This window comes from Actinomycetospora sp. C-140 (assembly GCF_054796175.1).
The window spans coordinates 162,508-176,382 of sequence record NZ_JBTWNF010000012.1; the positions used below are offsets into that span (position 1 = coordinate 162,508).

At 73.2% G+C, this 13,875-nt stretch carries 14 protein-coding genes; 3 read left to right on the plus strand and 11 right to left on the minus strand.

Features of this window, described 5'->3' with window-relative positions:
- Window positions 1-166: 166 nt before the first annotated feature.
- Window positions 167-1,846: an MFS transporter gene (locus ACR9E3_RS20465; protein ID WP_460382366.1), complete on the plus strand. Its 1,680-nt coding sequence runs from the start codon at window positions 167-169 to the stop codon at window positions 1,844-1,846.
- A gap of 154 nt (window positions 1,847-2,000) precedes the next feature.
- Here the strand turns inward: ACR9E3_RS20465 and ACR9E3_RS20470 are convergent, their stop codons facing one another.
- The 5 genes from ACR9E3_RS20470 to ACR9E3_RS20490 all read right to left on the minus strand — a co-directional run bounded on the left by ACR9E3_RS20470 (window position 2,001) and on the right by ACR9E3_RS20490 (window position 6,160).
- Entirely contained in the window at window positions 2,001-3,821 is a 1,821-nt protein-coding gene (locus ACR9E3_RS20470) for a flavin-containing monooxygenase (RefSeq protein ID WP_460382367.1), read from the minus strand.
- A 185-nt stretch (window positions 3,822-4,006) separates the two neighbouring features.
- Entirely contained in the window at window positions 4,007-4,207 is a 201-nt protein-coding gene (locus tag ACR9E3_RS20475) for a hypothetical protein (RefSeq protein ID WP_285653906.1), read from the minus strand.
- Window positions 4,208-4,239: 32 nt separating this feature from the next.
- A complete protein-coding gene (locus ACR9E3_RS20480; protein WP_460382368.1) occupies window positions 4,240-4,614 on the minus strand; it encodes a nuclear transport factor 2 family protein in 375 nt (124 codons plus the stop codon).
- Window positions 4,614-5,381 carry an SDR family NAD(P)-dependent oxidoreductase gene (locus ACR9E3_RS20485; protein WP_460382369.1) on the minus strand — a complete coding sequence of 256 codons (768 nt, stop codon included), beginning with the start codon at window positions 5,379-5,381 and terminating at the stop codon, window positions 4,614-4,616. Before ACR9E3_RS20485 ends, ACR9E3_RS20480 begins: the two co-directional genes overlap by 1 nt.
- Entirely contained in the window at window positions 5,378-6,160 is a 783-nt protein-coding gene (locus tag ACR9E3_RS20490) for an enoyl-CoA hydratase/isomerase family protein (RefSeq protein WP_460382370.1), read from the minus strand. Before ACR9E3_RS20490 ends, ACR9E3_RS20485 begins: the two co-directional genes overlap by 4 nt.
- A 93-nt stretch (window positions 6,161-6,253) precedes the next feature.
- Between ACR9E3_RS20490 and ACR9E3_RS20495 the strand changes: the two genes are divergently transcribed.
- Complete coding sequence (locus ACR9E3_RS20495; RefSeq protein WP_460382371.1) at window positions 6,254-6,898, plus strand: TetR/AcrR family transcriptional regulator; 645 nt, start codon at window positions 6,254-6,256, stop codon at window positions 6,896-6,898.
- A 10-nt stretch (window positions 6,899-6,908) separates the two neighbouring features.
- Here the strand turns inward: ACR9E3_RS20495 and ACR9E3_RS20500 are convergent, their stop codons facing one another.
- From ACR9E3_RS20500 to ACR9E3_RS20520, 5 genes are read right to left on the minus strand one after another with little or no spacing between them, the layout of a single operon-like run.
- Entirely contained in the window at window positions 6,909-7,391 is a 483-nt protein-coding gene (locus tag ACR9E3_RS20500) for a redoxin family protein (protein ID WP_460382373.1), read from the minus strand.
- A 44-nt stretch (window positions 7,392-7,435) separates the two neighbouring features.
- Window positions 7,436-8,725, minus strand: a complete 1,290-nt coding sequence (locus tag ACR9E3_RS20505) for an acyl-CoA dehydrogenase family protein (protein ID WP_460382374.1) — start codon at window positions 8,723-8,725, stop codon at window positions 7,436-7,438.
- 12 nt (window positions 8,726-8,737) lie between these two features.
- Window positions 8,738-9,634 (minus strand): SMP-30/gluconolactonase/LRE family protein, encoded by an 897-nt coding sequence (locus tag ACR9E3_RS20510; protein ID WP_460382375.1) that lies wholly within the window; start codon window positions 9,632-9,634, stop codon window positions 8,738-8,740.
- A gap of 14 nt (window positions 9,635-9,648) precedes the next feature.
- Window positions 9,649-10,995, minus strand: a complete 1,347-nt coding sequence (locus ACR9E3_RS20515; RefSeq protein WP_460382376.1) for a phosphotransferase family protein — start codon at window positions 10,993-10,995, stop codon at window positions 9,649-9,651.
- Window positions 10,992-12,248, minus strand: a complete 1,257-nt coding sequence (locus ACR9E3_RS20520) for an acyl-CoA dehydrogenase family protein (protein WP_460382377.1) — start codon at window positions 12,246-12,248, stop codon at window positions 10,992-10,994. The genes ACR9E3_RS20515 and ACR9E3_RS20520 overlap by 4 nt, the downstream gene beginning before the upstream one ends.
- A 139-nt stretch (window positions 12,249-12,387) precedes the next feature.
- Here ACR9E3_RS20520 and ACR9E3_RS20525 point away from each other — a divergent pair, with 139 nt between their 5' ends.
- Complete coding sequence (locus ACR9E3_RS20525) at window positions 12,388-13,200, plus strand: crotonase/enoyl-CoA hydratase family protein (RefSeq protein WP_460382378.1); 813 nt, start codon at window positions 12,388-12,390, stop codon at window positions 13,198-13,200.
- Between the two features lie 31 nt (window positions 13,201-13,231).
- Here the strand turns inward: ACR9E3_RS20525 and ACR9E3_RS20530 are convergent, their stop codons facing one another.
- Window positions 13,232-13,855 carry a TetR/AcrR family transcriptional regulator gene (locus tag ACR9E3_RS20530; protein ID WP_460382379.1) on the minus strand — a complete coding sequence of 208 codons (624 nt, stop codon included), beginning with the start codon at window positions 13,853-13,855 and terminating at the stop codon, window positions 13,232-13,234.
- Between the last annotated feature and the right edge of the window lie 20 nt (window positions 13,856-13,875).

The following is a 13,875-nucleotide window of genomic DNA, read 5'->3' on the forward strand; positions in this document are numbered from 1 at the left end:
GACATCGACAGCGCTCGAGGTCATAGCGTCGAGGACAACCGGGGACAGCGCGGTCCCCGATCTGCTCGAACCTCCCAGAATTCCGCCCAGAACGGTCGTGCGCCTCGTGAGCTCACCTGTCGAAGCACCTGCGTCGCCGGATCGGCGACGCTGGCTGATCCTGGCTGTGATCGGGATCGCCCAGCTCATGGTCATCCTCGACAACTCGATCGTGAACATCGCCCTGCCCTCGGCCCAGGCCGACCTGGGCTTCGACGACGCGCAGCGCCAGTGGATCGTCACGGCCTACGCGCTCGCCTTCGGCAGCCTGCTGCTGCTCGGTGGCCGCCTGTCGGACCTCTTCGGACGCAAGCGCGCCTTCCTCGTCGGCCTGGTCGGCTTCGCGGCGGCCTCGGTGCTCGGCGGGCTGGCCCCCGGATTCGAGCTGCTGGTGGCGGCCCGCGCCCTGCAGGGCGTGTTCGGGGCGCTGCTGGCCCCGGCCGCGCTCTCGCTGCTGACCACGACGTTCACCGAGGGACGGGACCGGGCGCGCGCGTTCGGCGTGTTCGCCGCCCTCGCCGGCTCGGGCGCCGCGATCGGGCTGCTGCTCGGCGGCGCGCTGACCGAGTACGTCGACTGGCGCTGGTGCATGTACGTCAACGCCGTCTTCGCCGCGGTCGCCTTCCTCGGGGCCTCGCTGCTGCTCCCGAAGCACCCCGTCGAGCACCGGCCGCGCCTCGACGTCGCCGGCACCCTGCTCGCGTCGGCCGGCCTGTTCGCCGTCGTGTACGGCTTCGCCAGCGCCGAGACCGACAGCTGGACCTCGCCCGTGGTCTACGCGTTCCTCGCCGCCGGGGTCGTCCTGCTCGTCGCGTTCGTGCTCGTCCAGCGCCGGGTGGCGGCGCCGCTGCTGCCCCTGCGCGTGGTCACCGACCGCTTCCGCGGCGGGTCGTTCCTGACGATCCTGACGCTGACCACCGGCATGTTCGGGGTCTCGCTGTTCCTCGCGTACACGCTGCAGCAGGTCTTCGGCTTCTCGCCGCTGATCACCGGCGTCGCGTTCCTGCCGATGGTCGCGTCGATCGTGACCGCCGCGAACACCGTGCCCACCTACCTGCTCCCCCGGACCGGGCCGAAGCCCCTGCTCGTGGCCGGGATGCTGCTCGGCGCAGGCGCCCTGTTCTGGTTCTCGTTCCTCACCCCGGAGTCCGGGTACGCCGCGCACATCCTGGGTCCGCTGATCCTCATGGGCCTCGGCATGGGCACCGCGATGTCGACGTCGATCAACACCGCGACCCTCGGCGTGGCACCCGGGGACGCCGGCGTGGCATCGGCCTCGGTCAACACCATGCAGCAGGTCGGCGGGTCGGTGGGCACGGCGCTGCTCTCCAGCGTCGCGGGCACGGCCGCCGTCGGCGTCGTGGGCTCGCCGCTGGCCGTCGCGCTGCACGGGTACACGGTCGCCTTCCTCGTGGCGGCCGGCATCTTCGTGGTCGGCGCCCTGGTCGTCGGGATCCTCGTCCCGGCCGGGCGCACCGCCGGCCGCGGCGCGGTGACGACGCGGACCGAGCACACCGAGGAGGTCGAGCCCGTCGGGACGGCCCTGGTCGGCGCGGTGCGCGACGCCGCCGGCCGACCCGTCCCCGGGGCGACGCTCACGCTCGTCGACACCACCGGCCGCGAGGCCGGGCGGACCGTCAGCGACGGGGCGGGCGACTACGCGCTGCCGGCCGGACCGGGCGACCACCTGCTGGTCGCCGGCGCGGCGGGCCTCGCCCCGAGCGCCCAGCGGATCCTGCTCCACGACGGGCGCACGACCCAGGGCGACGTCGTCCTCGACCTCGCCGTGGAACCCGCCCGCACCTGATCGCCGTGGGAGGCGCGAGGGCGTCCTTCACTGCGCCCTACGCAGCGAAGGTCACCCTCGCTCCCCGGCGCGCGGGGCCTCGCGACGCAGCGAAGGTCACCCTCGCTGCGCCCCACGCAGCGAAGGTGACCCTCGCTCCTCGGCGTCGCGGGACCTACGCCTGGTGGTGCGACTCCTGACGCCCGTGGATCGGGGTCGGGATGCCCACCTGACGCGCCTTGAGCTGCAGGGCGAGATAGAGCGAGTAGAAGCGCGACTGGTGCAGGTTGCCGCCGTGGAACCAGAGGTTGTCCTGCTGGGTCGGCTTCCACATGTTGCGCTGCTCGCCCTCCCAGGGACCGGGGTCCTTGGTGGTGTCCGAGCCGAGGCCCCAGACCTTGCCGACCTTGTCGGCCATGTCCTGGCCGATGATGTCGGCGGCGCGCCGGTTCATCGAGCCGTAGCCGGTGGCGAAGACGACGAGGTCGGCCTCGAGGCGGGTGCCGTCGTCGAGCACGACCTCCTTCTCCGTGAACTCGGTGATCTGGCCCTTGGCGAGCTTCACCTTGCCGTCGGCCACGAGCTCGGCGGCGCCCACGTCGATGTAGTAGCCCGAGCCGCGGCGCAGGTACTTCATGAACAGGCCGGAGTCGTCGTCGCCGAAGTCGAGGTCGAAGCCGGCCTCCTCCAGGCGCCGGTAGAAGTCGGCGTCGACCTCGCGGGCCTTGTCGTAGGCCGGCTTCTGGAAGGTGTGCATGATCCGGTACGGCAGCGACGCGAACACCATGTCGGCGGTGTAGGTGTCGATGCCGGCCGCGACCGCGCGCTCGGAGTAGAGGTCGCCGAGGGCGTACTCCATCAGCGTCTCGGACCGGATGATGTGGGTGGAGGAGCGCTGCACCATCGTGACGTCGGCGCCCACCTCCCACAGCGAGCCGCAGATGTCGAACGCGGAGTTGTTCGACCCGATGACCACGACCTTCTTGCCCTTGTAGGCGTCGGGGCCGGGGTGCTGCGACGAGTGCTGGATCTCGCCCTGGAAGACGTCATCACCGGGGATCGACGGGATGTTCGGCTTGCCCGAGACGCCGAGCGCGAAGACCAGCTGCTTCGGGCGCAGCGTGACCTCTTCGCCGGCGCGGTCGACGACCACGGACCACTCGCCGGACGCCTCGTCGAACGAGGCGCTCTTCGCCGTCGTGGAGCCCCAGTAGTTCAGCTCCATGACCTTCGTGTACATCTCGAGCCAGTCGCCGATCTTGTCCTTCGGCGAGAACACCGGCCAGTTGTCCGGGAACTTGATGTAGGGCAGGTGGTCGTACCAGACCGGGTCGTGCAGGGCGAGGCTCTTGTAGCGCTTGCGCCAGGAGTCGCCGGGGCGCTCGTTCGACTCGACGATGATCGTCTCGATGCCGAGCTGGCGCAGGCGCGCGCCGAGCGCGATGCCGCCCTGGCCGCCGCCGATGATCACGATCTCGGGCTGGCGGGTGTAGCCCAGCTCCGCCGCCTCGGCCTCGCGGCGCTCCTTCCACGTGACGCGGTCGGGGTTGGCGCCGTGCTCGGTGCCGAAGGGCCGCTCGGCGTTCGGGCTGGCCGGCTCCTCGTGGCCCTTGAGCTCGTCGAGCGTGGTGAGGAACGTCCACGCCTTGTTCTCACCGTCGAGCCGCAGGTGGCCGGTGCCCCGGCCGATCGCGGTCTCGAACGTCAGCCATGCCTCGGTGATGCCGTCCGCGACGGTCGGCTCGCCGCTGACCTCGAAGGTCACCGGGGCCATCTGGCGGGCAGCGTCGGACGTCACGACCCCGGCGACGCCCGCCGGGCCCTCGACGGTGATCAGGTTCCAGGTGAACGACACGAGGTCGCGCCAATAGGACTCGGCGGCGAACAGCGCCGCCGCGCGGTCGCCGTCGCCGGCCGAGATCGCCTCGGCGAACTCGGTCAGCCAGGAGTCCACCCGCGTGCCCGCGTCCGTGGCGCTCTCGACGGTCTGGGTCACTGCTACCTCCACGCGGACGGCGTCGGCCGACCGTGGGCGTCCGCCCGCACCCGCCCACGGTCGTGTGGCGTGGGAGACAGTGAACCGGCTCACGCGCGCGGGCGGCAGGGGTTGCACCCAGGTTGCAGCGCGCCCACGTGAGCGAACTTCGGGGCTATAGCACCAAAGTTCGCTCACATACGAGGTCAGCCCAGGACGAGGGGGCGGTAGCCGAGGACGCTGGCGGCGCCGTCGAGGTAGGCGCGGCGATGGTCGCGCGGGACCCAGTGCTCCACCGGGTGCACCGTCAGCATGCCGCCGCCGGCGATGCGCCAGTGCTCCTCGTCGGCCAGGGCGGCGGAGGCGTCCTGCTCGCCCTGCTCGCGGGCGACCTCGTCGGCAGTCATGTCCGCGAGGCTCTCCCAGCCCCCGTCGAGGGTCAATGACGCGCACGGCTCCACGCGGACGCCAGCGGTGCCGTGTCGTAGCAGATCACCAGCCGCGCGATGCGCGAGCGGTCGTCGGTCAGCGTGATCAGGTCGACGACGTCGAACGGCGCGGGCGTCCCGTCGCGCAGCACCCAGTCGTAGCGGAACGCCAGCGCCACCTCGCGCGGGTCGTCCGGGTCGACGTAGACGCGCTGCAGCGTGGTGCGCGAGGGCGACGAGTCGGCGAAGAGCGTCGGGTAGAACTCCGCCGCGGGCACCGTGCCGTAGAGCGGGGAGACGACCTCGCCGCCCGGCGCGAAGCAGGCCACGGCACGGTCGGCCGAGCCCGCGTCGAGCGCGGCGAGGTAGTCGTCGAGGATCTCCATCAGAAGATCGAGTAGGCGCCGTCGACGACGATCTCGTCGCCGGTGTGGAAGCCGCCGACGTTGGCGGCGAGGTAGACGGCGAGGCGGGCGAAGTCGTCGGGGTCGCCCCAGCGCCGCTGCGGCATCCGCTTCATCACCGCGGCCTCGAAGCGCTCGTCGTGCAGGCGCGGCGAGGCGAGCGGCGTCTCGGTCCAGCCCGCGACGATCGAGTGCGCGTTGATCCGGTGCCGCGCGAGCTCCACCGCCGCGCCCTTGATGATCGCGGTGAGACCGGCCTTGCTCGCCGCGTACGCCTCGTTGCGCGGCGCCCCGTGCACGGTGGACACGCTCGAGGTGCCGACGAGCACCCCTCCCCCGCCCCGGGCGACCATGTGCCGCGCCGCGGCCCGCAGCGTCAGGAACGCCCCGTCCAGGTTGACGCGCGTGACGCGCCGCCAGTCGTCGAGCGTGGTGTCGACGAACGCCGCCCCCGACCCGGCGACGCCGGCGTTGGCGAAGCACGAGTCGACGCGGCCGAAGTGCTCGAGCGTCGCGGCGAAGCTCCCGGTGACGGCGTCCTCGTCGCCGACGTCGCAGCGCCAGGCCCGCACCCGCGTCCCGTGCTCGGCCAGCGAGGCGGCGGCCTCCGCGTTGCGCTCGGCGTTGGTCCCCCAGATCGCGACGTCGGCACCGCAGCGCGCGAGGCCCCGGGCCATCCCGAGGCCGATCCCGGAGTTCCCGCCGGTGACCAGCGCGACGTGCCCGGAGAGGTCGAACAGACCGCTCACCGGACCGCCCACTCGCCGGTGAAGCCCGGCTCGCGCTTCTCGGTGAAGGCCCGGAACGCCTCGGGGGCGTCGGCGGTCGCGAAGTTGACCGCCTGCGTGCGGGCCTCGCTCGCGAGCGCGTCGCGCAGCGGGCGGTCCGCGTTCTCGTGCAGCAGCGCCTTGGACTGCCGGACCGCGACGGGCGCGGCGCCGACGAGGCGGGTGGTGAGGTCGTCGACGAAGCCGTCGAGCTCCTCGGGCGCCACCACCCACGTCACGAGCCCGAGCCGCTCGGCCTCCGCGGCGTCGATCATCTCGGCGAGCAGGGCCAGCCGCTTGGCCTGCTGCATCCCGACCAGGCGGGGCAGCAGCCACGAGCCGCCGAAGTCGAGCGACAGCCCGCGCTTGGCGAAGATCTGCGAGAACCGCGAGGTCGGGGTGGCGACGACGAGGTCGCAGCCCAGCGCGAGGTTCCAGCCGGCGCCCACCGCGACGCCGTCGACCTTGGCGACCGTCGGGATCGGCAGCTCGTGGAGCATCAGCGCGATCTCGTTGATGAACGCCATGCGCTCCAGCGGGTGGCCCGCACGGGCCTCGGAGACGTCGGCGCCCGCGCAGAACGCGCCGCCCGCGCCGGTGATCACCAGCGCGCGCACGGCGGTGTCGTGGCTCGCGGCGGAGAGCGCGGCGTGCAGCTCCCGCCACGACGCGGCGTCGAGCGCGTTGCGCCGCTGCGGCCGGTTGAGCGTGAGGGTGAGCACGCCGTCGGAGTGGCTGCTGAGCAGGACGTCGGAGTCCATGGGTCCTCTCCCGGGGCGTCGAGGGGCCGAGATACCGGCCCTCGAAACCTATCGATCGTCCGTTCGGCGGCCAACCGGCCCTATGCTGAGCCCGTGTCCCCGGGGCCCCTCGACGACGAGCCTGCCGAGGCGTCCGAGCAGGTCGGGCCGTCCGTCCCGCGGGGCGGTGGCCGGGAGGCCATCACGCGGGCAGCCCGGGAGAGCTTCGCCGAGCGCGGCTACCACGGCACGTCGATCCGCGACATCGCCCGCCGCGCGGGGCTGTCGCTCTCGGCGCTCTACCACTGGCACGCGGGCAAGCAGGAGCTGCTGGCCGCGTTGATCGAGGAGAGCATCGACGAGTACTTCCGCCGGTGCGACGCCGCCCTGCGGGCGGCCGGCGACGACCCGGCCGGGCGCCTCGCCGCGCTCGTCCGGGCCACCGTGGAGTACCGGGTGAGCCGGCGGGTCGAGAGCACGATCGCCACCTCGGAGTGGCGCAACCTCGAGCCGCAGCACCGCGAGCGCCTCGACGGGATGCGCGCCGCCGCCACCCGGCTGTGGGCCGACCTCATCGACGACGGCGTCGCCCGGGGCGTCTTCCGCTGCGCCCACCCCGGCGACGCCCGCCGTGCGGTGATCGCGGCCTGCAACGCGATCGCGCAGTGGTACGAGCCGCACCCGCACGGCGGACTGGACGTCACCGATCTCGTGGAGCGCTACACGGCGATCGCGCTGCGGATCGTCGACCACCGGTAGCGCGCCACCGCTACAGGTGCGCGAGCACCGCGTCCGCGGTCGAGACCTCGTGGTCCGGCGGCGCCGCCTCGACGTCGATCCAGGTCAGCGTGCCGTCGTCGACGATCGCCGCGTAGCGCTGGGAGCGGACGCCCAGCCCGAAGTCCGTGCCGTCCATGTCCAGGCCCATCGCCTTGGCGAACAGCGCGGAGCCGTCGGCGAGCATGGTCACGCCGGAGACCTGCTGGTCCTTCGCCCACGCCGTCATGACGAACGGGTCGTTCACCGACACGCACACGATGCGGTCGACGCCCTTGCCGGTGATCTCGTCGGCCTTCGCGACGAACCCGGGCAGGTGCGCGTCGCTGCAGGTCGGGCTGAACGCGGCGGGCACCCCGAACAGGACGGTCCGGCCCTTCCCGAACAGCTCCCCCGAGCGCACGGGCGACGTGTTGCCCCCGGCGTCGACGGTGGTCAGGGGCACGTCGGGGAGCTTGTCTCCCACTGCGATCATCGTTCGATCTCCTTCGCGCGGACGGAACTGAGCGGCAGCCTAGGTCAGTTGTGGCCGATCGATGCGGAATCCAGCAGATGCGCGAACTTCCGCCGCGCCTCCTCGCGGCGGGTCGGCACGTGCTCCGAGGGCACCTCGCGGGCCTCGTAGCCGCGCAGCACGCGGCGGGCGACGGTGACCTTGTGGACCTCGTCGGGGCCGTCGTAGATCCGCGCGGCGCGGGCGTGGCGGTACATCCCCTCCAGCGGCAGGTCGGTGGTGAAGCCGAGCGAGCCGTGGACCTGGATGGCGCGGTCGATGACGTTGTAGAGCACCGTCGCGCCGTAGAACTTGATCATCGCGATGTCGGTGAGCGCCGCCTCGGTGCCGCCCTGGTCCATCTTCCAGGCGGCCTGCAGCGTCATCAGCCGCGCCGCGGTCATCTCGGCGGTCGAGGTGGCGATCCAGTCCTGGACCATCTGCTTCTCGGAGAGCAGCGAGCCGTGGGTGTACCGCGAGACGGCCCGCTCGCAGAGCATGTCGAAGGCGCGCTGCGACTGCCCCAGCCAGCGCATGCAGTGGTGGATGCGCCCCGGCCCCAGCCGCTGCTGGGCGAGCAGGAAGCCGTCGCCCTCGTTGCCGACCAGGTTCTCGACGGGCACGCGCACGTCGCGGTAGATCACCTCGGCGTGCCCGCCCGGCTGCCCGGTGCGCTCCTCCGGGTGCTCCATCGTCGGGATGTCGCGCAGGACCTCCACGCCGGGGGCGTCGGCCGGGACGACGAACATCGACGCCCGGCGCCGCGGGGCCGCGTCCGGGTCGGTGACGGCCATGAGGATGAGGAAGTCGGCGACCGACCCGTTCGACGTGAACCACTTGTGCCCGTTGACGACGTACTCGTCCCCGACGCGCTCGGCCCGGGTGGTCAGCAGCGTCGGGTCGGCGCCGGCGTTCGGCTCGGTCATCGAGAACGCGCTGCGCAGCGTCCCGTCGAGCAGCGGCTCCATCCACTTCTTCTTCTGGTCGTCGTTCGCCCCGAGGGCGAGGAGCTCGGCGTTGCCCGAGTCGGGGGCGTTGTTGCCGAACACCGACGGGGCGTACACGCAGCGCCCGAGGATCTCGTGCATCAGCCCGAGCTTGACCTGGCCGAAGCCGCCGCCGCCCAGCTCCGGGGGCAGGTGCGCGGCCCACAGCCCGCGCTCCTTGACCTCCTCCTGCAGCGGCGCCGTCGCGCGCTTCAGCGTCGCCCCGTCGAGGTCGAGGGTCTCGAGCGGCTCGATCTCCTCGCGGACGAACGTCCGCATCCACGCGAGCTGCTGCTCGAACTCCGGGTCGGTGGAGAAGTCCCAGGCCATGCCGTCATCCCTTCATGCCGTGAACGCGAGGTCGAGACCCACGGTGTCCCACTCCGTGACGTAGAGGACGCCGCGGCCCGAGGACGTCACCCAGGCCGTGCGGCTCCCCGAGCCCGCGAAGCAGATGTTGGTCACGTACGGATCGTGCTCGGGCACCGGCACCTGGCGCAGCAGCTGCCCGCCCGGGGCCACGACGCTGACGGCCCCGGTCATCAGCGTCGCGACGCAGACGTTGCCCTCGCCGTCGACCGCGAGCGAGTCGAGCGGCTGGAAACCGTCGAAGCCGTGCAGGAGCTGCCGGGGGCCGAGCTGCCCGGGCCCGGTGACGTCCCAGGCCCACAGCCGGCCCGGTCCCGTCTCGGCGACGTAGACCCGCGAGCCGTCGGGGGCGAGGCCGACCCCGTTGGGCTCGACGAGCGGGTGGACGACCTCGGTGATCGACGACCCGTCGGGCTGCGCGTGGTACAGCGCGCCCGTGTCCTGGTCCCGCTCGCGCTTCTTGCCGAGATCGGTGAACCAGAAGCCGCCGTCGGCGTCGAAGACGATGTCGTTCGGCCCGCGCAGCGGGCGGCCGTCGCACGCCGTGTAGAGGTCGGTGACGTGGCCCGTGTCGAGCTCGACCCGCTGAATCCGGCCCCCGATGTAGTCCTCGGGCTGGTGGCCCGGCGCGGTGACGCCGCCGGGGCGGTCGTGCCACGCGAAGCCGCCGTTGTTGCAGACGTAGACCGCGCCGTCGGGGCCGATCGCGGCGCCGTTGGGGCCGCCTCCGAGCTCGGCGACGACGGTGGTCCGCCCGTCGGGTCCGACGCGGGTGAGCGTGCCGCGCCGGATCTCCACGACGAGGACGTCGCCGCTCGTCAGGGCGATCGGGCCCTCCGGGAACCCGAGCCCCGTCGTCACCGTGCGCATCGGTCCTCCGTCCGTCATCCGGGCTGGGTCAGGTAGCGGGGGTTGGCCACCGCGAGCTTGTCGGTCACCGCCGCGCGGACCGCGGCGAGCAGCGCGGGATCGGTGTCGTCGACCGCGCCGGACCGGATCGCGGCGGCGAGGCCGGCCTGGTCGCGGTACCCGAGCGCGGCGAGCCGCGCGGCGTGGCGCCGGTCGGTCTCCGGGCCGAGGGTGAGCTCCCGTCCCGCCCCCGCGAGGACGTTCGCCGCGACCCGGGCGAGGAACGCGACGCGCTCGTCGTCGACCGCCATGACGTCCTCGCGCAGGAACGTCGTCACGGCGTCGACGAGGTCGGCCGCCGAGGGGCGTCCGAGGAGGTCAGAGCGAGGCGCCGTGGCCTCGACACCGGCGTCCCCCGACGGCTGGAGCCCCAGCGCCAGGAGCAGGTCGTGCTCCTGCTCGGCGACCCGGCGCCCGATCGCGGCGAGCTCCACCGACGGGACGGCGCCGGAGAGGTGCCGCTCGGCCATCTCCCGGCAGTGCAGCGCCCACCAGGCCGTCCGGTGGATCTGCCACCAGCGCACGGCCTCGGGGTCGGGGCGCTGCCCGGCGACCTCCGCGTACCCGTCGAGCAGCTCGTCGACGGTGCCCAGGCCCGCGACGGGCAGCGGGGCCCCGAAGCGCCAGCACTTGACGCACAGCCAGCCGAGGTCCTCGCGGGGGTCGCCGCGGTGCACCAGCTCCCAGTCGAGCACGGCGCGCAGGCCGGTCGCGTCGACGATGAGGTTGCCGAGCCGGAAGTCGCCGTGGACGACGGCGTCGGGGACGGGATCGGGCCGGTGTCGGTCGAGCCACCGCAGCGCGATCTCGACGGCCGGCAGCGGTTCGCCGAGGCCGTCGAGGGTCGCGCGCAGGGCGTCGACGGGGTCGGCGGCCGCGAGGCCGGGGACCGCGTCGAGGGGGATCGCGTGGATGCGCGCGAGCGTGCGGCCCAGCTCGGCGGCGAGACCGGTCCGCGCGTCGGCGTAGCGGTCGTCGCGCAGCAGCCGCGGCCCGAGGGTCTCGCCGTCGACGTGCGCGGTGACCAGGTACGGCGCGCCGACGGTCGCGGGGTCGGTGCCGCTGTCGACCAGCGGCGGCACCCGCACGCCCGCGGCCTCGGCGGCCGCGATCGAGGCGGCCTCGAGGGCCATGCCGTCGGGACGGTCGGCGCCCGGCGGGTCGCGGCGCAGGACCAGGTCGCGTCGCCGCCCGTCGGTGCGCGCGGTGAAGGACCACGTCTCGCGGCTCGCGCCGGCGGTGAGCCGGCGCAGGTCCTCGACGGTGACCGCGGCGCCGGTGACGTCGGTGAGCCGGCGCGCGAGCTGGTCCGCCAGGGTCATCGGCTCTTCCGGGGTCCCGCGAAGCCGAAGAGGTAGCCCGCGACCCGGCGCATCTGGACCTCCTCGGCGCCCTCGGTGATCCGGTAGCGGCGGTGGTGACGGTAGATGTGCTCGAAGGGCGTGTGCCGGGAGTAGCCCAGCCCGCCGTGGACCTGCATCGCGCGGTCGGCGGCATCGCACACGAAGCGGTTGGCGCGGTAGTTGCACATCGAGACCCGGTCGCTGATCTCGGCGTGCGGGACGCGGTCGAGCTCCCACGCGGTCTTGCGCACCAGCCCGCGCAGCATCTCGGCCTCGGTCTGCAGTTCGACGAGCGGCCACTGGATCGCCTGGCGGGTCGCGAGCGGGGCGCCGAACGTGTGTCGCTGCCGCGCGTACTCGACGCTGCGGTCGACGCAGAACTGGCCGGCGCCCACCCCGGAGGCCGCCTGGCGGATGCGGTTCTCGTGCACGAACGTCTGCGCCACCGCCAGGCCCTCGCCCTCGGACCCGAAGATCGCCGCGTCCGGGACCCGCACGTCGTGCAGGGTCACCTCGGCGTGGTCGGTGGGCATGTTCAGCGTCCACCAGTGGAAGTCGACGGAGAAGCCGGGCGTCGCCACCGGCACGAAGAAGGCGGTGATGCCGCGCGCGTCGCCGTCGTTCCCGGCCGTGCGGGCGAACACGACGTCGTGAGTCGCGGAGTGCATCCCGGAGTTCCAGCGCTTCGCGCCGTTGATCACCCAGTCGCCGCCGTCGCGGGCGGCCGTCGTCTCCATCCACGTGGCGTCGCTGCCGTGGTCGGGCTCGCTGAGCCCGAACCCGAGGCGCGCGGTGCGCGTGAGCACGGGCTCGAGGAACTCGGCGCGCTGCTCGTCGGAGCCGAACTCGAGCAGCATGTGCACGAAGGGGAAGTTGCCGACCACCGACGACTCGTTCTGCAGGTCGTTGTGCAGCCCGAGGCCGCGGTGCGCGAGGTGCTCGCGGATCACCGCCATGTCGAGGTTCGTGCCGTCGCCCCCGCCCACCGACGCCGGGAGCCCGTAGCGCAGCCATCCCGCGGTGTCGGCCCGGCGAAACATCTCGCCGAGCAGCTCCTCCCACTCCGCCCGCGGCACGCCGCCGTGCTCGAAGTCCGTGCGGGCCCACTCGCGGCGGTGGTCGAAGAAGCGCTGGTTGTCGTCCTGCTCCTCGAGCGGGCGGATCTCCCGCTCGATGAAGTCGTCGAGCGCCTCCAGCCGCGCCGTCAGCTCCGTCGGGAGCGCGAAGTCCACACCGACCTCCTCCTGAACGACCGTTCAGGGAGCATGACAGCGCCGGGAGCGGCGACGGAAGGGCGTCGCGCCGTTGATCAACGGGGAGTTCGGACGCATAGAAGCAGCGAACGCCACGTTCGCTGCGAGACTGGCGCGCATGACCGAGCAGGAGCGGGTGCGGGTCGAGGTCACCGACGGGGTCGCCGACGTGCGGCTGTCCCGTCCCGAGAAGCGCAACGCGCTGGACCCGGCGATGTTCGAGGGCCTGGTCGAGGCCGGGGAGCAGCTGAAGAAGGACCCGGGTGTGCGCGCGGTGGTGCTCTCCGGCGAGGGCCCCGACTTCTGCGCCGGGCTCGACTTCGCCTCGTTCCGGGCGATGCGCTCCGGCGAGCGGCTCTCGGCGTCGGCGCAGCTGCCGGCGTCGTCCGGGCCGGCGCGCGCGACGGGCCAGCGCGCGGCGTGGGTGTGGGCCGAGCTGGAGGTGCCGGTGATCGCCGCGATCCGGGGCAACGCGCTGGGCGGCGGGCTGCAGATCGCCCTCGGCGCCGACATCCGCATCGTCGCCCCGGACGCCCGGCTCTCCGTGCTCGAGGCCCAGTGGGGCCTCATCCCGGACATGACCGGGACCCAGGTGCTCCCCGAGCTCGTGGGCCGCGACGTCGCGAAGGAGCTGACGCTGACCGCCCGCGTGGTCGGCGGCACCGAGGCGGCGGCGCTCGGTCTCTGCACGCGCACCGACGACGACCCGCTCGCGGCCGCGCTGGAGCTGGCCCGCCAGATCGCCGGGCGGAGCCCGCACGCCGTCCGGGCCGCGAAGCGCCTGCTCGACCTCGCCGGCCGGGTGGACCTCGAGACCGGCTTCGCCGCCGAGCAGACCGAGATCGGCGCGCTGATCGGCAGCCCCAACCAGGTCGAGGCGGTCACCGCCGGCTTCGAGAAGCGCGACCCCGTCTTCACCGACCCCATGTGAGCGAACTTTGGGCCTATAGGCCCAAGTTCGCTCACATGGGTCCGTCCAGCAGGGGCATCAGGACGGCGGCGACGTCCTCGCCGAGGTCGCGCGGGGTGCGCGGGCCGGCGGGGTCGAACCACTTGTAGGTCCAGTTCGCGGCGCCGAGGCAGGCGTTGACGTAGGTCCCGGTCGCCATCGGCAGCGTCCGCCCGGTCGCGGCGAGGTGCGCCTCCACCGCGTCGCGCAGCAGACGCTCGTAGGTGCGCCGGCGCTCGAGGATGGGCTCGGCGAGCTCCGGCGGGAGCTCCGACTCCTCCTCGAAGCAGATCGTCAGCAGGTCGCGGTGCTCGCAGGTGTACGCGGCCCGGTCGGCGATCAGCCGGCGCACCGCCTCGCGCGTCGAGGGTGCCGCGGCGACGATCGAGCGCCCGCTGGCCAGGCTCTCGTCGAGCACCTCCTCGTAGATCGCGACGAGGAGGTCCTGCTTGGTGCGCACGTAGTGGTAGAGCGTGGGCTTCGAGAGCCCGACGGTCGCGGCGACGTCGTTCATCGATGCCGCGCGGTACCCGCGGCGGCTGAAGACGGCCACGGCGGCCGCGAGGATGCGCTGCCGCTGCTCGTCGGCGCGGCTGCCCCGTGCCGATCCCGCCGTCCCGGCCCCCCGTGTCGCCATCGCTGCCCCGGTTCCCCTCG

What these genes read in the sequence shown, in the direction of transcription:
- ACR9E3_RS20510 (WP_460382375.1), bottom strand. Translation starts at nt 9,634, where the DNA reads ATGCGCACGGTGACGACGGGGCTCGGGTTCCCGGAGGGCCCGATCGCC.
- ACR9E3_RS20490 (WP_460382370.1), bottom strand. Translation starts at nt 6,160, where the DNA reads ATGGACTCCGACGTCCTGCTCAGCAGCCACTCCGACGGCGTGCTCACC.
- ACR9E3_RS20525 (WP_460382378.1), top strand. Translation starts at nt 12,388, where the DNA reads ATGACCGAGCAGGAGCGGGTGCGGGTCGAGGTCACCGACGGGGTCGCC.
- ACR9E3_RS20480 (WP_460382368.1), bottom strand. Translation starts at nt 4,614, where the DNA reads ATGGAGATCCTCGACGACTACCTCGCCGCGCTCGACGCGGGCTCGGCC.
- ACR9E3_RS20500 (WP_460382373.1), bottom strand. Translation starts at nt 7,391, where the DNA reads ATGATCGCAGTGGGAGACAAGCTCCCCGACGTGCCCCTGACCACCGTC.
- ACR9E3_RS20505 (WP_460382374.1), bottom strand. Translation starts at nt 8,725, where the DNA reads ATGGCCTGGGACTTCTCCACCGACCCGGAGTTCGAGCAGCAGCTCGCG.
- ACR9E3_RS20475 (WP_285653906.1), bottom strand. Translation starts at nt 4,207, where the DNA reads ATGACTGCCGACGAGGTCGCCCGCGAGCAGGGCGAGCAGGACGCCTCC.
- ACR9E3_RS20530 (WP_460382379.1), bottom strand. Translation starts at nt 13,855, where the DNA reads ATGGCGACACGGGGGGCCGGGACGGCGGGATCGGCACGGGGCAGCCGC.
- ACR9E3_RS20515 (WP_460382376.1), bottom strand. Translation starts at nt 10,995, where the DNA reads ATGACCCTGGCGGACCAGCTCGCGCGCCGGCTCACCGACGTCACCGGC.